This window comes from Streptosporangiales bacterium (genome assembly GCA_009379955.1).
Classification (GTDB): domain Bacteria; phylum Actinomycetota; class Actinomycetes; order Streptosporangiales; family WHST01; genus WHST01.
Genome location: WHST01000026.1, coordinates 1 through 23,558, shown reverse-complemented (window position 1 = coordinate 23,558; position 23,558 = coordinate 1). Strand labels below are relative to the sequence as shown.

At 72.0% G+C, this 23,558-nt stretch carries 21 protein-coding genes and 1 pseudogene; 14 read left to right on the top strand and 8 right to left on the bottom strand.

From position 1 onward, the window contains the following. Position 1: 1 nt before the first annotated feature. Positions 2 to 721, bottom strand: coding sequence for a succinate dehydrogenase (locus GEV10_10520; GenBank protein MQA78891.1), 720 nt, complete (start codon positions 719 to 721; stop codon positions 2 to 4). A 179-nt stretch (positions 722 to 900) separates the two neighbouring features. Between GEV10_10520 and GEV10_10515 the strand changes: the two genes are divergently transcribed. Continuing rightward, positions 901 to 1,842 (top strand): LysR family transcriptional regulator, encoded by a 942-nt coding sequence (locus GEV10_10515; protein MQA78890.1) that lies wholly within the window; start codon positions 901 to 903, stop codon positions 1,840 to 1,842. A gap of 93 nt (positions 1,843 to 1,935) precedes the next feature. On the opposite strand, the gene GEV10_10510 is transcribed toward GEV10_10515, so the two are convergent. Both GEV10_10510 and GEV10_10505 read right to left on the bottom strand, forming a co-directional pair. Continuing rightward, positions 1,936 to 2,436 carry a cellulose synthase gene (locus GEV10_10510; GenBank protein ID MQA78889.1) on the bottom strand — a complete coding sequence of 167 codons (501 nt, stop codon included), beginning with the start codon at positions 2,434 to 2,436 and terminating at the stop codon, positions 1,936 to 1,938. Positions 2,437 to 2,478: 42 nt separating this feature from the next. Further along, positions 2,479 to 3,393 carry a LysR family transcriptional regulator gene (locus GEV10_10505; protein ID MQA78888.1) on the bottom strand — a complete coding sequence of 305 codons (915 nt, stop codon included), beginning with the start codon at positions 3,391 to 3,393 and terminating at the stop codon, positions 2,479 to 2,481. On the opposite strand from GEV10_10505, the gene GEV10_10500 reads away from it, so the two are divergent. Together GEV10_10500 and GEV10_10495 are read left to right on the top strand one after the other, a co-directional pair. Continuing rightward, on the top strand, positions 3,392 to 4,540 hold the full coding sequence (locus tag GEV10_10500) for a putative sulfate exporter family transporter (protein ID MQA78887.1): 1,149 nt from the start codon (positions 3,392 to 3,394) through the stop codon (positions 4,538 to 4,540). The genes GEV10_10505 and GEV10_10500 overlap by 2 nt on opposite strands. Positions 4,541 to 4,561: 21 nt before the next feature. Continuing rightward, complete coding sequence (locus GEV10_10495) at positions 4,562 to 6,199, top strand: alpha-D-glucose phosphate-specific phosphoglucomutase (GenBank protein MQA78886.1); 1,638 nt, start codon at positions 4,562 to 4,564, stop codon at positions 6,197 to 6,199. 19 nt (positions 6,200 to 6,218) lie between these two features. On the opposite strand, the gene GEV10_10490 is transcribed toward GEV10_10495, so the two are convergent. Next, a complete protein-coding gene (locus tag GEV10_10490) occupies positions 6,219 to 6,887 on the bottom strand; it encodes a hypothetical protein (protein MQA78885.1) in 669 nt (222 codons plus the stop codon). A 277-nt stretch (positions 6,888 to 7,164) separates the two neighbouring features. Here GEV10_10490 and GEV10_10485 point away from each other — a divergent pair, with 277 nt between their 5' ends. The 3 genes from GEV10_10485 to GEV10_10475 are packed head-to-tail and all read left to right on the top strand — an operon-like array spanning position 7,165 to position 10,669. Then, a complete protein-coding gene (locus GEV10_10485) occupies positions 7,165 to 7,983 on the top strand; it encodes a helix-turn-helix domain-containing protein (GenBank protein ID MQA78884.1) in 819 nt (272 codons plus the stop codon). Continuing rightward, positions 7,983 to 9,347: an FAD-dependent oxidoreductase gene (locus GEV10_10480; protein ID MQA78883.1), complete on the top strand. Its 1,365-nt coding sequence runs from the start codon at positions 7,983 to 7,985 to the stop codon at positions 9,345 to 9,347. Before GEV10_10485 ends, GEV10_10480 begins: the two co-directional genes overlap by 1 nt. Beyond that, a complete protein-coding gene (locus GEV10_10475; GenBank protein ID MQA78882.1) occupies positions 9,344 to 10,669 on the top strand; it encodes an extracellular solute-binding protein in 1,326 nt (441 codons plus the stop codon). The genes GEV10_10480 and GEV10_10475 overlap by 4 nt, the downstream gene beginning before the upstream one ends. Positions 10,670 to 10,790: 121 nt before the next feature. On the opposite strand, the gene GEV10_10470 is transcribed toward GEV10_10475, so the two are convergent. Continuing rightward, complete coding sequence (locus GEV10_10470; GenBank protein MQA78881.1) at positions 10,791 to 11,066, bottom strand: SDR family NAD(P)-dependent oxidoreductase; 276 nt, start codon at positions 11,064 to 11,066, stop codon at positions 10,791 to 10,793. 64 nt (positions 11,067 to 11,130) lie between these two features. Here GEV10_10470 and GEV10_10465 point away from each other — a divergent pair, with 64 nt between their 5' ends. From GEV10_10465 to GEV10_10450, 4 genes are all read left to right on the top strand, one after another. Then, entirely contained in the window at positions 11,131 to 11,676 is a 546-nt protein-coding gene (locus tag GEV10_10465; GenBank protein ID MQA78880.1) for a MarR family transcriptional regulator, read from the top strand. A 46-nt stretch (positions 11,677 to 11,722) separates the two neighbouring features. Beyond that, complete coding sequence (locus GEV10_10460; GenBank protein ID MQA78879.1) at positions 11,723 to 12,559, top strand: ATP-binding cassette domain-containing protein; 837 nt, start codon at positions 11,723 to 11,725, stop codon at positions 12,557 to 12,559. 4 nt (positions 12,560 to 12,563) lie between these two features. Continuing rightward, positions 12,564 to 13,364 (top strand): multidrug ABC transporter permease, encoded by an 801-nt coding sequence (locus tag GEV10_10455; protein MQA78878.1) that lies wholly within the window; start codon positions 12,564 to 12,566, stop codon positions 13,362 to 13,364. A 64-nt stretch (positions 13,365 to 13,428) separates the two neighbouring features. After that, positions 13,429 to 14,073, top strand: coding sequence for a GNAT family N-acetyltransferase (locus tag GEV10_10450; GenBank protein MQA78877.1), 645 nt, complete (start codon positions 13,429 to 13,431; stop codon positions 14,071 to 14,073). A gap of 10 nt (positions 14,074 to 14,083) precedes the next feature. Here the strand turns inward: GEV10_10450 and GEV10_10445 are convergent, their stop codons facing one another. Together GEV10_10445 and GEV10_10440 are read right to left on the bottom strand one after the other, a co-directional pair. Next, entirely contained in the window at positions 14,084 to 14,911 is an 828-nt protein-coding gene (locus tag GEV10_10445) for an aldo/keto reductase (protein MQA78876.1), read from the bottom strand. 45 nt (positions 14,912 to 14,956) lie between these two features. Continuing rightward, a complete protein-coding gene (locus tag GEV10_10440; protein ID MQA78875.1) occupies positions 14,957 to 16,339 on the bottom strand; it encodes an MFS transporter in 1,383 nt (460 codons plus the stop codon). A 111-nt stretch (positions 16,340 to 16,450) separates the two neighbouring features. On the opposite strand from GEV10_10440, the pseudogene GEV10_10435 reads away from it, so the two are divergent. Next, positions 16,451 to 17,238, top strand: a pseudogene (locus GEV10_10435) (methyltransferase domain-containing protein). 68 nt (positions 17,239 to 17,306) lie between these two features. On the opposite strand, the gene GEV10_10430 reads toward GEV10_10435, so the two are convergent. Then, positions 17,307 to 18,578 (bottom strand): iron-containing alcohol dehydrogenase, encoded by a 1,272-nt coding sequence (locus tag GEV10_10430; protein MQA78874.1) that lies wholly within the window; start codon positions 18,576 to 18,578, stop codon positions 17,307 to 17,309. Between the two features lie 195 nt (positions 18,579 to 18,773). Here GEV10_10430 and GEV10_10425 point away from each other — a divergent pair, with 195 nt between their 5' ends. From GEV10_10425 to GEV10_10415, 3 genes are all read left to right on the top strand, one after another. After that, positions 18,774 to 20,921: a hydantoinase/oxoprolinase family protein gene (locus GEV10_10425; GenBank protein ID MQA78873.1), complete on the top strand. Its 2,148-nt coding sequence runs from the start codon at positions 18,774 to 18,776 to the stop codon at positions 20,919 to 20,921. Between the two features lie 112 nt (positions 20,922 to 21,033). After that, a complete protein-coding gene (locus GEV10_10420; GenBank protein ID MQA78872.1) occupies positions 21,034 to 22,941 on the top strand; it encodes a hydantoinase B/oxoprolinase family protein in 1,908 nt (635 codons plus the stop codon). An 80-nt stretch (positions 22,942 to 23,021) separates the two neighbouring features. Continuing rightward, a partial coding sequence (locus tag GEV10_10415; protein MQA78871.1) for a polysaccharide deacetylase family protein occupies positions 23,022 to 23,558 on the top strand: 537 nt, incomplete at its 3' end.

The window sequence follows — 23,558 nt, the reverse complement described above, 5'->3', positions numbered from 1 at the left end:
GTCACCTCACGAGTCCGAGGAGTACGGCCCACGGGACGATCACGAAGCCGCCGCAGATCACGAACGCGACCGCCGTCGCGCCCCACCGCGTCACCCGCTCGCGACCGCCGACCACGCCGAGGGTCTGCAGTGCGCTCCACAGGCCGTGCCTGATGTGCAGGGCCAGCGCGGCCATCGCGGCGGTGTAGAAGAGCGTGACGAACCAGACGCCGAGGCTCGCGGTGAGGTTGTGGAACGGCTCGCCGGTACGGAAGTCGGGGTTCACCGTGCCGACCGTGAGGTCGAGCAGGTGGTACACGACGAACAGGGCGATCAGCACGCCACCCCAGCGCATCGTGCGTGCCGCGTACCCGCCGCGCACCCGCGTACGGCCGGCGTACCCGACGGGCCGCGCCCGCTTCGCGCGCAGTGCCAGCTGTGCCGCCGCGACGATGTGCAGCACCACGGCGGCGAGCAGGACGGCACGCAGGATCCAGAGGAACCAGCCGAACGGCAGCACGGGCTCGCCGAGCGTGCGCAACCAGTGGGCGTAGTGGTCGTACGCCGCGGCGCCGAAGAAGACCTTGAGGTTCCCGATCATGTGCGCGACCAGGAAGAGCAGCAGCAGCGCGCCCGTGGTCGCCATGACCGCCTTCTTGCCGACGGTCGCGTGCCAGAAGCGGGCCGGCGCCGAGTTGGTCAGCCACTCCGGCGCCGGTGGCCTGCGCAGGGACACGCTCATGACATCGACGCTAGGCGGCGCGACGTGCATTCGTCCAATGCATCGTCAACAGGTGTTCGATAGCATCAGGCTATGACGCTGCTTCCCGCCGTCCTCCTCCGCTCCGCTCCTCGCTCGCTGATCGGGTGGTCGAGGCGTGCGCTTCGGACCGCTGCGATGCTCGCTTTGGCGGATGGCTCGTGACGCTCCAGCAGCTCGCGTACTTCGTGGCGGTCGCGGAGACGCGGCACTTCACCCGGGCGGCCCAGGCGAGTCATGTCGCGCAGCCCTCGCTCAGCCGGCAGGTGCACGCGCTGGAGCGCGAGCTCGGCGCACCGCTGTTCAGCCGCACCCGCGGCAACGTCGCCCTCACTCCGTCCGGCGAGGCGTTGCTCCCGCTCGCGCGGCGGATCCTCGCCGACACCGAGACGGCACGCACCGAGGTGCTCGAGCTGATCGGCCTGCGCCGCGGCCGGCTGCGGCTCGGCGCGACCCCGAGCCTGTGCGTCACGCTCGTCGCCGACGTCCTGCGACGGTTCCACGACAGCTATCCGGGCATCGAGCTCGAGGTCACCGAGAACGGGTCACGTGACCTCGTCCGCCAGCTCGACCAGGGCGAGCTCGACGTCGCCCTCGTGATCGTGCCGGCATCGGGCGCGGACGAGCGGCTCGTCCTGCAGCCGCTGCTGCGCGAGGACCTCGTCGTCGCGTCACCGGCGGGGGAGCCGCCGCCCACGCGGCGCAGCAGGTTCCGGCTCGCGGACCTCCGTGACCGGCCGCTCGTGATGTTCCGCGAGGGTTACGACCTGCGTGACGTCACGCTGCAGGCGTGCCAGCAGGCGGGCGTCCGTCCGCGGCTGTCGGTGGAGGGCGGCGAGATGGACGCGGTGCTGCGCTTCGTCGAGGCGGGGCTGGGCATCGCGATCGTGCCGAGCATGGTGCTCGCTGACCGTGCCGGCCTGCGGGCGACCCCGCTCGCGGCGCCCGGGCTGTCGCGCACGATCGCGCTCGCGCACCGCAGCGGCGTGACGCCGATCCACGCCGCCCGTGCGTTCGGGACGACCCTGCTGGAGACGGTCGCCGACTCGGCGGCCCGCGGTGGCCTGCCGTCCGGGGTGCGGCGGGTGCGCGCGGCGACCTGAACCCGTGAGGGGCACCCTCACCGTGCCAGGACACGGTGAGGGTGCCCCTCACGGGTGGCCGGCCGTGACGACGTCACGGTGTGCTGGACGGGCCTAGGTGATGCCGCGGCGCTTGAGGATGTCCTCGATGTCGCCCATCCCGTCGTCGTCCGCGGACTTGTCCTTGGCGGCGGACGTCTTCGCCTTGGCGTCCTTGGCGGGGGTCGACGAGGAGCCGGCCGTGACCTCCTTGCCGGACGACCGCGACGTGACGGCGTCGGTGTCGCCGTCACCCTCGACGGCGGCGCTCCGCCTGCTGAGGAGCCGGCCGGACACGATCCACACGAGCACGGCGAGCGCGAGCAGGGCGACGCCGATCCACGCGGTGAGCGAGAAGACGGCGTCGGTCACCCAGGTGACGAGCCTGATGCCGAACGGGACGATGACCGGAAGCACGCCGATGAGATAGACACCCATCGGCAGCAGCGACCACGAGAAGATGCGCAGCCCGGACGGGGCCCCGCGGCGACGCCACACCAGCACACTGAACAGCACGCCGATCGCGGTGAGGCCCGCACAGATCGGCAGCCACAAGACCTGCCCGTAGTTGTCCATGACGCTCCATCCTTGCACGCCCGCCCGGCATGCGCCCCCGGGTCACCCCTGATGTCGACCCTGGTTTCGTCCGCTTGCGCCGGCGCAGCGGAGGAGCTCCGTCGCGGGTTCGGACAACCGCACGCCGCTCGGCCAGACAGCGCGCAGCGACCGCCGCATGTCGAGACCCTCGACGTCGATGGCCACGAGCCGGCCGGTGTGCAGTTCGTCCGCGACGACCAGGCGGCTCAGCACGGTCACGCCCTCGCCGGACTCGACCGCCGACTTGATCGCGGCGGACGACGCGAGCACCAACCGCGGGGCGACGTCGACGCCGGTCCTGGCGAGCGTGCGCTCGAGTGCCTCGCGAGTGCCGGAGCCCGGCTCCCTGAGCACCAGCGCGGCGGTGGCGAGCTCCGTGACAGGGAGCGGCCGCCTGCGGCGCGCCCACGGGTGGCGTCGTCCGACGACCACGACGAGCTCGTCCCGCGCGACCTGATGCCTGCGCAGCTGTGCGGGGACGCCGACGCCTTCGACGAAGCCGAGGTCGGCGGCGCCGGACATGACGTCGGCGGCGACGTCGCGCGAGTTGCGCACCCGCAGCGCGACCGTGGTGCTCGGCGAACGGTGGGCGAGCTCGGTGAGCCATCGGGGGAGCAGGTACTCGGCGATCGTCATGCTCGCGGACAGTCGCAGCTCGCTGTTGCGGGTCGCCCGCAACGCGCGGACTCCCGCCTCCAACCGGTCCGACGCGACGAGGACGTCGCGTGCCCAGTCGGCGAGCGTCGCCCCGACGGTGGTGAGGCGGGACCCCCGCGGTGTGCGCTCGACGAGGTCGAGCCGAGTCCGTCGCTCGAGGTCGCGGATGCGGGCCGACACCGCGGGCTGGCTGACGCCCAGCTCGCGCGCGGCCGAGCCGATGCTGCCCTGCTCAGCCACGGCGAGCAGCATCTCGAGCGCGCGCAGGTCGGACCGCATGTCGTCAGCGTACAGCTCCTCCCATAACCGTTCCTTATGCATCGACAGGACGTTCGCCCTACTCGCGGAAGCGTCCCGGCGCGAAGCTGAGGTGGTGAGACACCCCGGCACCCCCGTGACGTCCGAAGAAGTGGTCGCTCCGGCCACCGGTTCCTCGGACGCGAGGACCAGGGTGACCACCTACCTCCCCGGGCTCGCGCTCGTCGCCGGCGGTGTCGCGGTGGCGTTCGCCGTCAGCCGGGTCGCGCCGTTCGTGAGCGCGCTCACGGTCGCGGTGGTGCTCGGTGTCCTCGCTCGCAACGTGGGTCTGGTACGCCCGCGGGCGCAGCTCGGCACCAGGGTGGCGACCCGCAGGCTGCTGCGCGCGGGCGTGGTGCTGCTCGGCCTGCAGCTCGCGGTGGGCGAGGTCCTGCGCCTGCCGCGAGGCGTGCTCGGCGTCGTCGCGGTGACGGTCGGCCTCACGTTCGTCGCCACGCTCGCGGCGGGTCGGCTGCTGCGCGTGCGGCCGGGCACGACGTTGCTCGTCGCCACCGGGTTCTCGATCTGCGGTGCGTCGGCCGCGGTCGCGATGAACGCGGTGGCCGACAGCGACGACGAGGACCTTGCCACCGCGGTCGCGCTCGTCACCCTCTACGGCAGCGCCGCGATCGTGCTGCTGCCACTCGCGTACGGAGCGCTGGGTCTGGGGGAGGCCGCGGCGGGCGTCTGGGCGGGCGCGAGCGTGCACGAGGTCGCGCAGGTCGTCGCGGCCGCCTCGCCCGCGGGTGCGGCCGCGCTCGGCACCGCGGTCGTGGTCAAGCTCACCCGCGTGGTGCTCCTCGCGCCGCTCGTCGCGGGTTATGGCCTGGTCCGCCGCGGCCGAGCGCGTCCGACGAACGGTGGGAAGCGTCCGGCGCTCGTGCCGTTGTTCGTCGTCGGGTTCCTCGTGATGATCGCCGTCCGCAGCATCGGCGTCGTCCCTGCACCCGTGCTGGCCGCTGCTCAGGTCGTCACGACGCTGCTGCTCGCCGGGGCGCTGTTCGGGTTGGGCACCGCCGTGCACCTGCGCACGCTCGTCCGCACCGGTGGCCGCGCCACCCTGCTCGGCTTGGTCTCGACGCTGGTGGCGGCAGCGACGTCGCTCGCCGCGATCCACCTCTTCACGTGAGGGTGACCTATCCTCGACGCCATGAGCCATCCGCGCGCCGGCACCCCGGCCGAGCCCGCCGACCTGGTCGACGTCGCGAGGCTCGTCACCGCGTACTACGCCGAGCACCCGGACCCGGCCGTGCCCGAGCAGCGGGTCGCGTTCGGCACGTCGGGGCATCGCGGCTCGGCGTTCGACGCCGCGTTCAACGACGACCACATCGCCGCGACGAGCCAGGCCATCTGCGAGTACCGCTCCGAGCAGGGCACCGACGGTCCGCTGTACCTCGCCCGCGACACCCACGCGCTGAGCGAGCCGGCATGGACGACGGCGCTCGAGGTCTTCGCCGCCAACGGCACGACGGTGCTCGTCGACGGCCGTGACGGCTACACGCCGACGCCTGCTCTGTCGCACGCCGTGCTCGCGTACAACCGTGGCAGGACGTCCGGCCTCGCCGACGGCGTCGTCGTCACGCCGTCGCACAACCCGCCACGCGACGGCGGCTTCAAGTACAACCCGCCGAACGGCGGCCCGGCCGACACCGCGGCCACGAAGTGGATCGAGGAGCGCGCCAACGCCCTGCTGGTCGACGGCCTTCGCGGTGTGCGCCGCATCCCGCTGTCACGCGCGCGGGCCGCCGACACGACGGGGACGTACGACTTCCTCGACGCGTACGTCTCCGACCTCGGGGCCGTGGTGGATCTCGACCTGGTGCGGTCGGCGGGCGTGCGCATCGGCGCCGATCCGCTGGGCGGCGCGAGCGTCGCGTACTGGGGTGAGATCGGCGAGAGGTACGGCCTCGACCTCACCGTGGTGAACCCGCTCGTCGATCCCACGTGGCGGTTCATGACGCTCGACTGGGACGGCAGGATCCGTATGGACTGCTCGTCGCCGTCGGCGATGGCGTCACTGATCAGGCAGCGCGACGCGTACGACATCGCGACCGGTAACGACGCCGACGCCGACCGCCACGGCATCGTGACGCCGGACGCCGGGCTGCTCAATCCCAACCACTTCCTCGCGGTCGCGATCGACTACCTCTACCGCTCCCGCGCGGACTGGCCGGCCGGCGCCGCGATCGGCAAGACGCTCGTGTCGTCGGCGATGATCGACCGGGTCGCGGACGACCTCGGTCGCCGGCTCGTGGAGGTGCCGGTCGGGTTCAAGTGGTTCGTGTCCGGGCTGCTCGACGGCTCGCTCGGGTTCGGCGGCGAGGAGAGCGCCGGTGCCTCGTTCCTGCGCCGCGACGGCGGTGTGTGGACCACCGACAAGGACGGCATCGTGCTGTGCCTGCTGGCGAGCGAGATGCTGGCGGCGACGGGTGCGAGCCCGAGTGCGCGCTACGCCGAGCTCGTCGGACGGTTCGGCGAGCCCGCATACGCCAGGGTCGACGCTCCGGCGAGCCGCGCCGAGAAGGCGGTGCTGGCGAAGCTCACCGCCGACCAGGTGACCGCCACGGAGCTCGCCGGCGAGCCGATCGTCGCCAAGCTCACCGCGGCCCCGGGCAACGACGCCCCCATCGGCGGGCTGAAGGTGCTCACGGAGAGCGCGTGGTTCGCGGCCCGACCGTCGGGCACCGAGGACGTGTACAAGATCTACGCCGAGTCGTTCCGCGGTCCCGAGCACCTCGCCCGGGTGCAGGAAGAGGCCCGCACCGTCGTCGCCGCCGCGCTGGCCTGACGGCGTACGCCGGGCGCGGTCAGATGCCCTCGAGGCGGCTCGCGACCTCGCCGAAGTCGGGTACGTCGTCCTGGCTGATCAGGACGTTGCCGCCCCCGTAGGACTCGGCGAACACCTCGGCGACCTTCTTGTGGTTGTAGTGCCAGACGTCCTGCGGCGTGGGCGGCAGGATGTCCTCCCACAGCGGCAGGCAGGTGCCGCGCAGCTCGCCGAAGCCCTCGGGCCTGGCGTAGACGAAGACGCACAGGTGGGCGTCGGTGTCACCCCACCGCGCGACGTGGACCCGTCCGATCGACCCGAGCCCGAAGATCGCGCGCTCCAGGTGGACGACGATCCGACCGAGCTCGCCGGCACGTTCGTCGTCGAGGTCGCCGAGGTCGACGTGCTCGCGGGGGAAGACCTGGACGGCCGCCGGCAGGCCGGTCGGCTCCTTCTCGATGGCGAGGATCCAGTGCTCGTCGGACCAGATCCCACCCTCCTCGAGGTACTCGCAGCGGGGGCAGTCGTCGGCGCCGGTGTCGCCGCGCCTGGGCGGCTCGGGAATGCGCGGCTCGACGACGCGCTTCACGTCGAGCTGTCCCTCGTACGGGAACTGCGGCATGACCACGTAGATCGGGACGGGCAGCCGGCCGTCGTTGTCGGTGATCGCCTGGATGCGCTTGTAGATGTCCCGCGGGTCTTCGGGCATGCGAACCTCAGCTGTCTCGGTCGGTGACTCAGGTGAGTGTACGGGCCGGGTGGGCGATCCTGGTGCGCGCGACCGCAGTTCACGTCCCTCGTTCGAGGCTCCCGACAGTGCCGTCTTGCCCGACGACGGCGGGCCGTAGAGCGGGACGAGCACCGGGGCGTAGAGCGCGACGAGCACCGGGGCGTTCTGTCCGGCACGACTGCTCCCTGGACCGTCCGTTGACAGCCTCGTGCGCCACGTCGTACCGTCACGGCAGAATGTCGAAGGAGCTTCGATAATGTCGAACGACCAGGCGGTCGAGGGCGGCACGGACGGACCGTGGCGCAGGACGCCGATCCAGGCGATCGACCGCACCATGGCCCTGCTCGACGTCACCGCGCGCGCCGGGGCCGCGGGCACGTCGCTCAAGGCGCTCACCACCGCGGTCGGGCTACACGCCTCCACCGGGCGCACGCTGCTGGCGTCGCTCGTTGCCCACGGGCTGATCCGCCAGGACGAGGGCACCAGGCACTACCTGCTCGGCTCCCGCTTCTTCGACCTCAACCGCGCCTACCTGGCGCAGAGCGACCTCTCGGCGGTCGCCGCGCCGGTGCTGAAGGACCTGTGGGAGCAGACCAGGGAGACCGTGCATCTGGCCGTCCTCAAGGACACCCAGCGGGTCGACATCGCGGTGCTGGTCAGCCCGCAGCTGCTCAACATCAACCCGACGACCACCCAGTTCACCGACAAGTCGGCCGCTCCGCTGTTCCGCACGGCGGCGGGCAAGGTGCTCTTCGCCGGGCTCACCGACGCCCGGCGCGAGCGCATGCTCGACACCGCGCCATGGCGCGACGCCGTCGCGTCGGGTCCCGGTGCCGACAGCCTCAGGATGCTCGTCGACACCGTGCGGCGGCAGGGGTTCGCGACCAACCTCGAGGAGGAGGCCGCCGGGGTGTGCGGGGTCGCCGCACCTGTCAACGACCACACCGACCAGACGGTCGCCGCGCTCTGCGTCGGCTATCCGGCGGCGCGCCGGTCTCGCACGCTCGACGAGTCGTTGCGGGTGGCCGTCGTCGACGCGGCGGCCGAGCTGTCCGTCCTGCTGGGGCGTGCCTGATGGCCCTGGGCGACGAGTACGACGTCCTCGTCGTCGGCGGCGGGCCGGCGGGGGCGCCGGCCGCCGTGCAGGCCGCGCGGCTCGGCGCGCGCACACTGCTGGTCGAGAAGAACGGCGCGCTCGGCGGCACCACGACCGTGGCGGGCGTCGCCCTGCCCGGCCTCTTCCACGCGTGGGGACGCCAGGTCATCGCGGGCATCGGCTGGTACATGGTGCGTCGCTCGGTCGAGCTCGCCGGCACGGAGCTCCCCGACTTCTCCCGCTGGGACCTCCCGCACTTCAAGCTCCAGGTGCCGGTGAACCCCGCGGTGTACGCCGCGGTGGTCGACGAGACCGTCACCTCCGCCGGCGTGCACCTGCTGCTGCACACGATGGTCGGCGCGGTGGCCTGGCAGGGGAACCACTGGGACGTGACGCTGTGCACCAAGGAGGGGCTCGTCCGCACCCGCGCGGCGCGCATCCTCGACTGCACCGGTGACGCCGACGTCGTCGCGCTGGCCGGATGCCGCCGGCTCAGCAACGCCGAACGCCAGCCGGGCACCATCATGATCCGGCTCGGCGGTTACGACCTCGACGCCCTCGACCTCCCCGCCCTCGAACGCGCACGCGAGCAGGCGATCACAGGGGGCACGCTCCGCGCCGAGGACATGGCGTCGCATCCGATCGAGAAGTTCCTGCGCAGCCGCGGTGAGAACGCGATCCACGTGACCGGGGTCGGCGGCGGCACGAGTGCCGCCAGGACGGCGACCGAGCTCGCCGGCCGCCGCACCATGATGCGCGTCTACGCGTTCCTCAAGGCCCAGCCGGGGCTGCACGACCTGCGCATCGACGGCTGGGCCGTCGAGACCGGTGTGCGGGAGACGTACACCATCGACGGCCTCGACCGGATCACCGAGGACGACTACGTGTCGGGGCGGCTCTGGGACGAGGCGCTCTGCTACAGCTTCTACCCCGTCGACGTCCACCGGCCCGAGGGCGACGGCATCGACATCCGGCCGCTGCCGCACGGCACGTTCCCCACCATCCCGCGCGGCGCGTTGATCCCCCGCGAGAGCGGGTACCTCGCGGTCGCCGGCCGCGCCGTCAGCGGCGACCAGGCCGCCAACTCCGCGTACCGCGTGCAGGCCTCGTCGATGGCCACCGGCCAGGCGGCCGGGGCGCTCGCCGCGCTCTCCGCGCGAGCCGGTGAGCCGATGCAGGACGTGTCGATCGCGGAAGTGCGCGGCGCACTCCTCGACTCGGGCGCGATCGTGCCGGGTGCCCCCGGCACGCCGCACTCCCCGACAGGTCCACCAGAACCGTCCCAGGCGACCCGACTGACACCGTCCCCCGTCGCACCGGCCCTGCCCAGGAGTGCCCCATGACCACGCGCATCGGATCCACCGGCCCACGCCCGACCGCCCGCACGAGACGGGGTGCGCGCACCCGCGGCGCGGTCGCCGGCCTCGTCGCGTGCGCGTCGGTGCTGAGCGGCTGCGGCTTCGTCAACACCGGCGGCGAGGAGCAGCCGGAGGGCAAGCTCACCGCCTACGTCAACACCGAGGTCAACGCCGGCCTGAAGAGCTTCTTCGCGGCGTACGAGAAGTCGTCCGGCGTCACCGTCGACGCCTCGGCCGCGGCGACGGACGAGCTCAACCGGCAGCTGCGCGTCCAGCTCACGTCCGGGACCGCGGCGGACGTCATCAGGGTGTCGCCCGGCTACTCCAGCCCCGTCGCGGTCGGAACTCTGGGCACCGACGGCGAGCTCGCCGACGTCTCGGCCGAGCCGTGGACCAAGTCGTTGCCGTCCGACGCCCGTCCGCTCGCCGACGTGAACGGCAAGACCATGGCCTTCCCGGTCAGCCGCAACGCGATCGTGATGGCGTACAACAAGAAGGCCTTCGCCAAGGCGAAGGTGGACGTGCCGACCACCTGGCCCGAGTTCCTCGCGGCGAACCACCGGCTGCGCAAGGCGGGCATGACGCCGATCGCCGCACCGCTGCAGGGTGGTGTCTACCTCCAGTTCTGGATGTACGCGCTCGCTGCCACGCTGGTCTACGCCGACAACCCCGACATCGACGAGCAGCTGAAGGCCGGCAAGACGAACCTCGTCGACGACGAGGGCTGGCGCGAGGTGTTCGCGAAGTTCCTCGAGCTGCGTGACGCCGGGTACTTCAGCGAGGGCGCGCTCGGCGTGCCGCCCGAGCAGGGCATGCAGTCCGTCGCCACCGGCGAGTCCGCGATGATCCTGATGGTCTCGGCAGGGCTGCCGCAGCTGCACGGGTACGCCGAGGGCGGCGCCGACGACATCGGCGTGTTCGCGCTGCCGGCGACCGACGACGCGGACGAGACCTTCGTCCCCATCGCGCCCGAGTTCCTCGCCGTCAACGCCGCGTCGAAGAACGCCGACAACGCGAAGGCGTTCCTCAGGTTCCTCGCGCGGAAGGACAACGTCGCGAAGTACGCGAACACCAACGGCGTGCTGCCGGGCCTCGACGTCGGCGCGAAGCTCGAGAGCACCACGCTCGACCCGATCATGCCGCTGCTCGAGAAGCGCAGGACGGCGCCGTTCGCCAACTACCTGTGGCCGAACGGGAGCACCCAGCAGACCCTCCTGCAGTCCGGGCAGGACCTCTACGACAAGAAGCTCACCACCAGGCAGCTGCTGACCCAGCTCGACGCGGAGTACGACAAGGGAACTCCGTGACGTCGACGGTCCCGCTCACCGCCGGCGTCGGCCGGACGGCCCGGGGTCCGCTCCGCGAGCCGGGGCGGGTGCCGTACCTATTCGTCCTCCCTGCGCTCGCGCTGTACGCGCTGGTGGTGCTCTACCCGACCGTGTCGAGGTCGGTGTTGCCGCCGGCGTTGTTCACGAGCACGTCGATCCGTGCCGGCAGCTCGGGAAGTGCCGCGGTGAGCGAGTCGGCGTCGGTGCTGTCGCACACGAGAGCCGAGACGCGGTCACCGAGCTCCTTCGCCGTACGCTCGAGCGGCTCGCGGCGGCGGCCGGTCACGACGACCGTGTCGCCGGCGGCGGCGAAGCGTTCCGCGACGGCGCGGCCGATGCCGGTGCCACCACCGGTGACCAGGACGGTGCGGGTCATCAGATACCTTCTCCTCAGTTCGTTCAGGTCTAAATTTAGCTCTAAACTAACCGGAGGATCCGACATGGGCAAGTCGGACGACCCGACGTCCGCGGCGTACCCGCTCGACGAGCCGTCCGCTTACCCGGTGGAGGCGATCGCGGCGGCGTGGGAGCGGGAGCGGCCGGGGACGCCGGTGTCGTCCATCGGCGTCGTCACGCCGATCTTCCGGCTGGCGAAGCTGCTCGCCGACGACCGGCGCCGGGTGCTCGCCGAGGCCCGCGTCGACGGTGCCACGCTCGACCTGCTGAGCGTGCTGCGCCGCGGCGGGCCGCCGTACGCGCTCAGCACGCGCGAGCTCGCCGCGCGCTCGCTGATCACGCCAGGGGCGATCTCGCAGCGCGTGGCACGGGCCGAGCGCGCCGGCCTCGTGGCGCGGGGGCCAGGGCCGGGCCGCCGTGAGGTGCTGGTCGAGCTGACGGAGAAGGGGCACGACGTCGTTGAGACCACGGTCGACGCGGTGCTCGGGCGCGAGGCGGAGCTCCTCGACGGGCTCGGCGCCGACGAGCGGGCCCGGCTCGCCGGGCTGCTCGGCGACCTGCTGCGCGACGTGCACACACGGCTGCGGTGAGGGCCGCGTTCGCGATACCTCTGGTACAGAGGCTATTGTGGACGGCATGGGAACGGAGAACGGACACGCGCCGGCGGGAGCCGCCGTGCACGTCCGCGGGCTCACGTACCGCTTCGGTGAGCACACGGCGGTCGACGCGGTCGATCTCGACGTCGCGGCCGGGGAGGCGTTCGGCCTGCTGGGCCCCAACGGGGCGGGCAAGACGACCACGATCCGCGTGCTGACGACCCTGCTGCCGGTGCGGCTCGGCAGCGTGACCGTGTTCGGGCGCGACGTCCGCAGGAACACGATGGCCGTGCGCCGCACGATCGGCTACCTGCCGCAGCAGCTCTCGGCCGACGCCGCGCTCACCGGACGCGAGAACGTCATGCTCTTCGCGCGGCTGTTCGACGTGCCGCGCGCGACCCGCACCGAGCGCGCCGGCGACGCGATCGCCGCCATGGGGCTCACCGAGGTGGCCGACCGACTGGTGAAGACGTACTCGGGCGGCATGGTCAGGCGCCTGGAGCTGGCACAGGCGCTCGTCAACCGTCCCCGGCTGCTCATCCTCGACGAACCGACGATCGGCCTCGACCCCATCGCCCGCGGCGAGGTGTGGGAGCGCGTGGCCGAGCTCCGTGAGCGCACCGGCATGACGGTGCTGATGACCACGCACTACATGGACGAGGCCGACCAGATGTGCGACCGCGTCGCGCTCATGCACCGCGGCGCCATCCGCGCCCGCGGCACGCCGACCGACCTGAGGGCCGCGCTCGGCCCCGACGCGGCGCTCGAGGACGTCTTCCGGCACCACACGGGCGACAGCCTCGGCGCGGCGCACGAGGGAGGTGACACCTTCCGTGACGTCCGCAGGACCCGACGCACCGCGGGTCGACTCCGCTGACCCCCTGACCGCAGAACCGTTGCCCGACGGCGCGGGGACGTACCTGCTGGTCCTGCCGCGCAGGATCGGCGCCCTGTGCCTGGTCGAGCTGCAGAAGCTGCGGCACGACCGTACCGAGCTGCTCACCCGGACGATCCAGCCGGCGCTGTGGCTGCTCATCTTCGGCACGACGTTCACCCGCATCAAGGCCATCCCGACCGGCGACACGCCGTACCTCGACTTCCTCGCGCCGGGCATCCTCGCGCAGTCGGCGCTGTTCATCTCGATCTTCTTCGGCATCCAGGTGATCTGGGAGCGCGACGCCGGCGTGCTCGCCAAGCTCCTCGTGACGCCGACACCGCGCGCGGCGCTGGTCACGGCGAAGGCGTTCGCGGCCGGCGTACGCGCCATCGCCCAGGTGCTGATCGTGCTCGTCCTCGCCGCGCTGCTCGGCGTCGGCCTCACCACGAACCCGCTGCACTGGCTCGCGGCGGCCGGCATCGTCGTGCTCGGCGCGGCGTTCTTCTGCTGCCTGTCGATCACGATCGCGGGGCTCGTGCTCACCCGTGAGCGGCTGATGGGCATCGGGCAGGCGATCACCATGCCGCTGTTCTTCGCGTCGAACGCGCTCTACCCGGTCGAGGTGATGCCGACGTGGCTGAAGGTGCTGAGCCACGTCAACCCGCTCAGCTACGAGGTCGACGCGCTCCGCGGCCTGCTCGTCGGCACTCCGCACCACCTGCTGCTCGACGTCGCCGTGCTGCTGGGTGCCGCCGTCGCCGCGATCGCGGTGGCGTCCGCACTACTCGGCCGCCTCGCCCGCTGACCGCCTGCTCTTTCACCACACTGGGTCGCGGTGCGCGGCCTCGATCTCCGGCAGACTGTCGGCCATGATGATGGACCACTGGCCCATGAAGGGGCTGCGGGTGACGACCGCGCGGCTGGAGATGCGGCTGCCCACCGAGGACGAGCTCGCCGAGCTGGCCGAGGTCGCGGCGCGCGGCGTCCACCCGCCGGGCTCCCGGCCGTTCCTCTCGCCGTGGACGGACCAGCCGCCCGCGGCGCAGGCGCGGCACGTGATCCAGCAGCACTGGGGCAGGCTGGGCGAGTGGACGCCGGGGGACTGGGCTCTCGAGCTCGCGGTCTTCCACGAGGGTCGAGCGGTGGGCATCCAGGACATGCGGGCGGAGGAGTTCCCCATCCGGCGTGAGGTGATCACCGGATCGTGGCTGGGCCTCGAGCACCAGGGCCGCGGGATCGGCACGGAGATGCGCGCCGCGATCCTGCACCTGGCCTTCGCCGAGCTCGGTTGCCAATCGGCGACGACGATGTCGTTCGACGACAACCTCGCCTCGCTCGGCGTCTCGCGGAAGTTCGGCTACCGGCCGGACGGGATCACCAGGGACGTCCTCGACGGCAAGGTCGTCGTGTCCCAGCGGCTACGGCTCTCGCGCGACGACTGGGAGTCGACGGACCGCCCACCGGTCACGGTCACCGGCGTGCGGCCCTGCCTCGAGTTGTTCGGCGCCGGCTGACCCGACCCGTTTACGCGACCTCGTCCGGGTGGCCGCCGGTGCGCACGCCGGTGTGGAGTCCGTCGATCCGCGCCATGTCGTCGTCGGACAGCGTGAAGTCGAAGACGTCGATGTTCTGCCGGATCCGTTCGGGCGTCACGGATTTCGGGATCACGATGTTGCCGAGCTGCAGGTGCCAGCGCAGCACCACCTGGGCCGGCGACCGGTCGTGCTTCTCGGCCAGTTCCACGAGCGCCGGTTCGGCGAGCAGCTCACCGCCGCGGGCCAGCGGCGCCCACGCCTCGGTCGCGATGCCGTGCTCGGCGTGGTACGCGCGCAGCGGAGCCTGGGTGAGCAGGGGATGCAGCTCGACCTGGTTGACGGCGGGGACGGTGCCGGTCTCGGCGACCAGCCGGCCGAGGTGCTCCTCGGTGAAGTTGGAGACGCCGATCGACCTGGCGCGTCCCTCGTCGCGGAGGCGTTCGAACGCGCGCCACGTCTCGACGTACAGGTCGCGCGACGGGACGGGCCAGTGGATGAGGTACAGGTCGACGTAGTCGAGGCCGAGCTTGCCGAGGCTCTCGTCGAACGCCGCGAGTGCGGAATCGTGGCCGTGCCAGTCGTTCCACAGCTTCGTGGTGACGAACAGCTCCTCGCGCGGCACGCCTGACTCGGCGATCGCGCGACCGACGCCCTCCTCGTTGCGGTACAGGGCAGCGGTGTCGATGCCGCGGTAGCCCGCGTCGAGCGCGGTGCGCACGGACACCGCCGTCTCGTCCGGCGGCACCTTGTAGACCCCGAACCCCAGCTGCGGCATCGACCGTCCGTCGTTCAGTTCGACATTCGGCACGTGTGTCATGGACTCTCCTTGAAGGTGGGTTCACGCGTCGAGGCGTCGAGGATCTCACGCTTGGTTCGACGCACCAGACGGTGGCCCGTCGGCGTCCGGCGACCAGCCGTGCACCATCTCGCCGCGTGTCTCGGGCAGCAGCGCGACGCCGATGAGCGCGATGAGCCCGATGGTCGCCACGACCATGACCGCCTGCGGGAGACTGCCGCCGAACCAGGACGCGGCCACGACCCCCGCGACGACCGGGCCGGGCGCGGTGAGGATGCGCCCGAAGCTGTTCGTGAACGACATCGCGGTCGCGCGGACCGGTGGGGCGAACAGCTCGGGGAACCAGACGGCGCAGCCGGAGAACGCGCCGAAGACACCGAACCCGATGACCGGGAGCACGACGAGGTACATCTGGTAGCCCCAGCCCCACGGGAAGAGGACCGCGGAACCGACCCACATGCACGCGATGCTGACGACGAAGGCGGGCCGGCGGCCGAGGGCGTCGGCGATGAAGCCCCAGCTGGCGTAGCCGAGGAAGCCGCCGAGGTTGAGCAACGCCGTGCCGACGGCGACACGCGTGAGGGCCTCCCCGTCCGTCGATGCGAGGTCGCGGATCATCTGCGGCGCCCACGTCGTGATCGACCAGAACGCGAGCAGTGTGCCGGCGCACAGCACCATCGCGAGGACCGTGGTCCTGCGCAGCGGCCGGGAGAACAGCTCGACGAGCGTGAACCTCGGCGGGCGGGCGCCCGGGACCTCCCGCAGGGCGCGCCGCTGCCGTCGGGCGGCGATGGCGGTCTCCGGCTCCTTCAGGAACCGCCTGATGACGAAGACCAGCAACGCCGGCACCAGGGTGACCGCGATGGTCACCCGCCAGCCGAACCCGCCGATCAGCCCGTACGTCACCGACGCCAGGAAGTAGCCGGCGGCGTAGCCCGACGCCATGACGCTTGCGGCTCGTGCTCGGTGCCGGTTCGTCCAGACCTCCGCGATCAGCGTCGCGCCCACGGGGTACTCCACGCCCGATCCCACCCCGGCGAGGAAGCGGAACACGGCGACCTGCCAGAAGTCTGTCGCGAGGGCGGTGAGCGCGGTGAAGACGGCGAACACGAGGATGCCGGCGGTCAGCACCCGCAGTCGGCCGAGGTAGTCGGCGAGCACGCCGAGGACGACGGCACCGAGCGCCCAGCCGAGCAGGTAGATGCTGATGGCGACGCCGCTGTAGAACTTGACGGTGTCGGGATCCGCGGGCACGCCGCCGGTGGCGAGGATCTCGGTCATGGCAGGCCCGACGACCAGCGTGAACAGGCTGCCGTCGAACCCGTCGAGGCCCCAGGCAAGGGTCGTCGCGAGCAGCGTCAGCCACTGCGCCCGCGTGATGCGGTCCCGCACGCTCGCCGGCGGATCGGTACGCTTCCTCGGTCTCACTGCAGGTCTCCCTCGACGCATGCGGTGGACGGCAAGCTCGCACCGTACGAGCCGTCGGCCCGCGCGGACGTCCTCGTCGTGACGAACTTGTCCCCTGTCATTTCCTCGGATCGGCACTAGACAGGTCGACGGATGGGTCCCGCGGAGGAGTACGCGCCGGGCTGGTCCACGGACGCGCTGGCGATGATGGGCCGGCGCACCGCGGACACGCGCGCGGCCGCCGTGCGCCCGCATCTGTCCGACGCGAGACTCGTCCTCGACATCGGGTGCGGGCCGGGCACGATCACGCGCGACCTGGCGGCGTCCGTCCCGGACGGCTCCGTGCTCGGTGTCGACCGCCAGGTAGATCAGCTCGCGCCGACGGTCGCCGCCGCGCGGCAGGCGGGTGTGCGCAACCTCCGCTTCGCGCAGGGATCGGTGTACGCCCTGCCCGCGCGCACCGGTTCCGCGGACGTGGTGTTCGCCCATGCGCTCGTCGAGCACCTGGCGCGCCCGGGCGACGCGCTCGCGGAGCTGCGTCGCGTCCTGCGCGCCGGCGGCGTGCTGGTGGTGTGCAGCTCCGACTGGTCCGGGGCGGTCCTCGACCCGCGCACCCGCGACGTCGACGACGCGCTCGCCGGCCACTACCTGCTGCGTCGCCTCGCGGGCGGGGACCCCTCGCCGGCGGACGGCTGCCCGACCTGGTGGTGGCTGCCGGCTTCACGTCCGTCCGGACCGTCGCCGACGACCGGGTCGACATGGCGTACGCCGAGCTCGCCCGCTACGTCGGCACCCGCGTCACCGCGGCGCTCCCCGGCGCCGACGCCGCCACGCGGGACGTGCTCGTCCCCGCCGCCGAGGCAGCCGAGCGATGGGCGACGACAGACGGCCGTTTCGTCCAGCGCTGGGTCGAGGTCGTCGCCCGGCGCGCGCCGATCTGAGATCCGTTGCGTCCGAGGAACCGGTGGCGATGGCCACCACTTCTTCGGACGTTACGGCTCGCGCTCGCTTACCAGAGGACCAGGGAGGCACTCAGGACGCCGGCCACGGTGTCCGATGTCACGTCGATCGGTGCGGTGGCGAGCAGGCGTTGCTGCTTCATCGCGCCCTCGGCGAGGTCGGGGACGTCGTCCGCGGTGTAGCCGACGGCGGCGAGGCCGTTCGGGATGCCGATGTCACGCATCAGTCGCACCAACACGGCAGGCAGGCGTTCGGACGGTTCGCCGAAGTCGCCGGCGTCCGGGTCGAGCAGAGCGGCGGCGCGGAGGTGGCGTTCCGGCGCGGCGTCGAACGTGACGCGGAACGCCTCGGGTGCGGTGAGTGCCACCGCCATGCCGTGCGGCACCATCGGCTCGTCCGGTGGGTAGCCGTCGGGGTGGAAGTCCCTGACCCGCCCGGCTATCGGGTACGCGTTGGCGTGCGGGATGTGCACGCCGGCGTTGCCGAACCCCATGCCCGCCATCGTCGCGGCGAGCGCCATGTCCGAGCGTGCCTCGCGGTCGTCGCCGTGCGCGACCGCGTCGCGGAACGAGCGGCCGAGCAGGCCGAGCGCCCGCTCCGACCACATGTCGGAGATCGGGTTGGCGCCGCAGTACGGCACGCGCTGCTCCGCCTGCTTGCGCGGGAAGGCGGTGTACGGGCGGGCGGTGTAGCTCTCCAGCGCATGGCACAGCACGTCCATGCCGGCCGCCGCCGTGACACCGGGCGGCTGGCTGAGCGTGAGGTCGGGGTCGACCACGGCCAGCGTCGGGCGCAGCCACGCGTGGCTGATGCCGGCCTTGACCTTCTGCGCCAGCACGTCGAGCACGCACACCGTGGTGCTCTCCGCGCCGGTGCCCGTGGTCGTCGGCAGCGCGACGAGCGGCTTCAGCCGCTCGGTCGGTGCGCGGCCGCCGCCGATCGGCGCGTTGACGTAGTCCATCAGCTCGCCCGGATTGCTGGTGAGCAGCGCGATCGCCTTCGCGGTGTCGATGGACGACCCGCCGCCGACCGCGACGAACGCGTCCCACGGTCCGGTGTGCCGCGCCTGCTCGACGGCCGCGGCGAGGCTCGCGTCCGTCGGCTCGACGTGCGAGCCGTCGTAGACCGACGCCGTGATGCCGAACCTGTCCATCTGGTCGGCGACGCGCTGCGGGTGGCCGGTGTCGGCCACCCGCGGGTCCGTGACGACGAGCACTCGGCGTACGCCGTACCTGGAGAGCTCGTAGCCCACTTCCGCTGCGGCGCCGGCGCCGTACGTGAGGTTCGGTGCGCCGTACGTGAAGACGGTCTCAGTGGTCATGAGCTGCCCTCCTACCCTTTGGGCACCCACGCTAGTCGCCCGCGCCCGCTGTCGAATGATCACGTTCAGTGGGTGAATACGCGCTTCCCACGGTCCATGCGCCATGTTCGGTACACCTTCACCAACTGAACATGATCATTCGCGCGGAGGCGACAGGCGGTGGGCGACGCGGGTGGTAGGGCAGAATGCCCGCTGATGAGGCGGATTCGGATCGGCATCGACACCGGTGGCACGTTCACCGACGTCGTCGCCGTCGACGAGGACACCGGCGAGATCGTCACGACGAAGACGCCGTCGACGCCCGCCGACCCCGCGGACGGCTTCCTCGCCGGCATCGACAAGGTGCTCGGTCTCCTCGACGTTGACGGGCGCGCGGTCACGGCGGTGAGCCACGGCACGACCGTCGCGACCAACCGGCTGCTCGAGGGCAAGGTCGCCGACCTCGGCTTCGTCACCACCGAGGGCTACCGCCATCTCCTCGAGATCGCGCGTCAGGCCGTGCCCGACGGGTACGGCAACTCGTACTTCTGGGTGAAGCCCGACCGCATCGTGCCGGCTGACCTCGTGCGCACGGTCGGCGGTCGGCTGGCTGTCGACGGCGCCGAGATCAGGCCGTTCGACGAGGACGGCGCCGCCGCCGTCGCCCGGTGGTTCCGCGACCGCGGCATCACCTCGCTCGGCGTCTGCTTCCTGCACGCGTACGCCAACCCGGCGCACGAGCACCTGATGCGCGACGTCCTCGCCCGCGAGCACCCGGACGCCACCGTCAGCATCTCCAGTGACGTGCTGCGCGAGTACCGCGAGTACGAACGCAGCGTCACCACGCTCGTCGACGCCGCGGTGAAGCCCGCGATCCGCGGCTATGTCGACAACATCGCGCGCCGCCTCCGCGACCTGCGCGACGACGAGATCCCGTTCTACGTCATGAAGTCCAACGGTGGCGTGCTGTCCGCGACCGAGGTCGTGCACCAGCCGATCAGCACCGTGCTCTCCGGCCCCGCCGCCGGCGCGCTCGGTGCGGCGCTCGTCGCCGAGCGCGCGGGCGTCGACTCGGTGGTGACGCTCGACGGCGGTGGCACCTCGACCGATGTCGCGGTCGTGGTGGGCGGACGTCCGGCGCTCACCACCGAGGGCAGCATCGGCGCGTACCCGAGCAAGATCCCGATGATCGACGTCGTCACGGTCGGCGCGGGCGGCGGCTCCGTCGCGTGGGTGAGTCCCGAGGGCACGCTCAAGGTCGGGCCTCGCTCGGCCGGCGCGGAGCCGGGTCCGATCTGCTACGGCCAGGGCGGCGACGAGCCGACCATCACCGACGCGCACGTCGCGCTCGGCCGCATCCCGCCGCACCTGCTCGGCGGCGAGATCCCGCTGGACGTCGACGCCGCGCGGACCGGTCTCGTCGGCCTGGCCGGCCGCCTCGGCCTGGGCGTGGAGCAGCTCGCCGAGGGCGTCCTCGAGGTCTCCGCGTGGAACCAGGCCAACGCGCTGCGCCAGGTCACCGTGAAGCGCGGCCTCGACGTCCGCGACTTCACCATGGTCACGTTCGGCGGGTCGGGGTCGCTGCTCGCGTGCCGGCTCGTCGACGTCCTCGGCCTGCGCGGCGTGCTCGTCCCGCCGGACCCGGGCAACCTCTCCGCGTACGGCCTGCTCACCGTCGACGTCCGCAACGACTACGTGCGCACGCACGTCCGCCGGCACGACCGGCTCGACCCCGTCGCGGTGGCCGCGGTGTTCGGCGACCTGCGCGACGAGGCCGACGCCGCGCTCGCCAGGGAGGGCTTCGCCGACGCCGACCGCGTGTTCTCCCTGACGGCCGACCTGCGCTACTACGGCCAGGCGTTCGAGGTGCGCGTCGACGTCCCTGCCGGCGAGATCGACGACGCCCTCTGCGAGCGGGTCGCCGGCGCGTTCCACGCCGAGCACCGGCGGTTGTACGGCTACGACTTCGCCGGCGACGACCGCCAGCAGGTCGAGTGGGTGAACCTCCGCGTCACCGGCGTCGGCCCGATCCGCAGCCCGCAGCCGCGCGAGGTCGGCGAGGGCGCCGGCGCCGACGCCGCGCGCACCGGCTCGCGCAAGGCGTACTTCGGCGAGTGGTTCGACGTGTCGACGTACGACCGCGCGCGGCTGGGCCGGGGCGACGTCGTCGAGGGGCCCGCGGTGCTCGAGGAGTTCGGCTCGACCGTGCCGATCCACCCCGGCTTCCGGGCAGAGGTGGATCGCCACGGCAACGTGCTGATCGCCAGGCACCCCACCGTCGCGTCCGAGAATCCGGTGGCCATGACCACCACTTCCTCGGACGCAACGGAGGAGGAAGCCGAGGACGAGGAGGACGCCGCGTGACCGGAGCGCAGGAGCTGACGAGTGCGCCGGAGGTAGGGACCGCGGTTGGCCGCCGGACCGGCGCCGACGTCGTCGCGGTGCCTGCCGGAGGCGCGGGAGGAAGCGGGCGCGCATGAAGCAGCATCCGTACGGGTACCGGCTCACCGACGCGTCCGCGGAGGCGGTCGATCCCGTGCTCGTCGAGATCGTCGAGGGCTACCTGGCGAGCGTCGAGCAGGAGGTCGAGACCGCCATCGAGCGCACGTCGCGCTCGCCGATGATCCGCGACGCGCACGACTTCCGCGCGGGCATCCACGACCGGCACCTGCGCAAGCTGACCGGCCGCTCGTACTCCGCGCTCGTGCACCCGGTGGCGCGCGACTTCCCGCCGGAGACGATGCGTCCTGGCGACGTGTACTTCCACAACGACGTCTACCTCTCCGAGGGCGGCATCGGCCACCTGCCCGACCTGTGCGTGACGGTGCCGGTCTTCGCCGAGGGCGACGACGGTCCGTACGTCGTGGCGTTCGTGCAGGCGTTCGGCCACCACGACGACATCGGCGGATCGGTGCCCGGCTCGATGCCGTCGCACACGACGACGGTGTTCGAGGAGGGGCTGATGGTCCCGCCGATCAAGCTGTGGGACCAGGGCGTGCGCAACGACGCGGCGCTGCGCATCATGACCCGCAACTCGCGGATGCCGGAGAGCCTCGCCGCCGACCTCGACGCCGAGTGCTCGGCCTGCCTGATGGGGGCGCGACGGCTCGGCGAGCTGTTCGACAGGTATGGCGTCGCGACCGTCGAACGCTGCTTCGACGCGTTGCTCGACAAGACGACCGAGACGTTCCGGCGCGAGGTGCTCGCGAAGATCCCCGCTGGCACGTACGTCTGGGAGGACTACGCCGAGCACGACGGCGTCGACGAGCCGCGCCTGCACACCCAGCGCATCACGCTGACGAAGGTGGACGACACCGAGAACGAGCACCTCGTCGTCGACTTCACCGGCACCGCACCGCAGGCGAGGGGCCCGATCAACCACTGCGGTGACTATGCCGAGGGCGTGTTCCTGAAGAAGTGGCTCGCGCCGATCCTGCGCAACCTCGCCGACGGACCCGAACGGATGGCCGAGCTCGATGTCAACGAGGGTGTCGTGCCACTCATCGAGATGCGCTTCCCCGACAAGGGCACGCTGCTCACACCGGTCTTCCCCGCGCCGACGAACGCGCGGACGTTCGTCATCCTGCGCATGCTCGGCGTGCTGGCCGGCGCGGTGGCGAAGGCGGTCGACGGCGAGATGCCGGCCGACCAGGAGACGATCAGGTACACCGGCGTCTACGGTGACGACGCCGAGGGCCGGCCGTACCTCATGCGCGAGGTGCTCGGCGGCGGTTCTGGCGGACGCCCGTACGCCGACGGCGAGGACACGATCCACGTGGTCCCCGACTCGCGCAACCTGCCGACGGAGTTCTCCGAGGGCCGCTTCCCGTTCGTGGTCGAGGCGCTCGGCCTCGCTGTCGACTCCGGCGGGCCCGGCCTGCACCGCGGCGGGCTCGGCTACGAGAAGCACGTGCGGATGCTGGTCGACGCCCACTTCATGTCGATCGCCGACCGGTCGATCCTGGCGTGCTGGGGCGTCAAGGGCGGGCGCGCAGGACGGTCGTTCTCGGTGACGATCGACCCCGGCGGCCCGCGGGAGCGCGAGGTCGACGCGCTCGCCGACGCCGAACCCGTCGGCGCCGGCGAGGTGATCCGCATCCGCACCACCGGAGGTGGCGGCTGGGGTGATCCGCTCGACCGCCCGTACGCCGACGTCGTGCGCGATCTGCGCTGGGGAAAGGTCTCGCTTGCGGGCGCCAACGACGACTACGGCGTCGTCGTCACCGGCACCGCGGACGACCCGGAGCTCGACGAGCCCGCGTCGGACGCGCTCCGCGGCCGGCTGCGCGCCCACCGTGGCGACCACCAACCGTTCTTCCAGCGCGGACCCGGCTACGCACGGCTGGCCGACGGCGTCCCCGCCCCCCAGGTCGACTGGCTCTGAGGGGTTGTCAGAACCGCAGCAGGCCATAGCCTGTTCAGGTTCTGACAGGTCGCGGGGGCGGAGCGGGAGCGTGCGCGCACATGACCAAGGAGATCTTCGTCGCCTACGGGGTGGATGTCGACGCGGTGGGCGGGTGGCTCGGCTCGTACGGCGGTGAGGACTCGCCGGACGACATCTCCCGCGGCGTGTTCGCCGGTGAGGTCGGCGTGCCGCGGCTGCTCGAGCTGTTCCGCCGCCGCGAGATGACCCAGACGTTCTTCTGGCCCGGGCACTCGGTCGAGACGTTCCCGGCGGAGTTCGACGCGTGCGTCGCGGCCGGGCACGAGATCGGGGTTCACGGTTACAGCCACGAGAACCCGATCGCGATGAGCAGGCAGCAGGAGACCGACGTCCTCCACCACTGCATCGACCTCCTCGAGGGCCGGTCGGGCAGGCGGCCGACCGGTTACGTCGCCCCGTGGTGGGAGTTCAGCGGTATCACCAACGAGCTGTTGCTCGACCGCGGCCTCACGTACGACCACTCGCTCATGCACCGCGACTTCGAGCCGTACTACGTCCGCGTCGGGGACAGCTGGACGAAGATCGACTACGAGAAGCCGGCGGCGGAGTGGATGCGG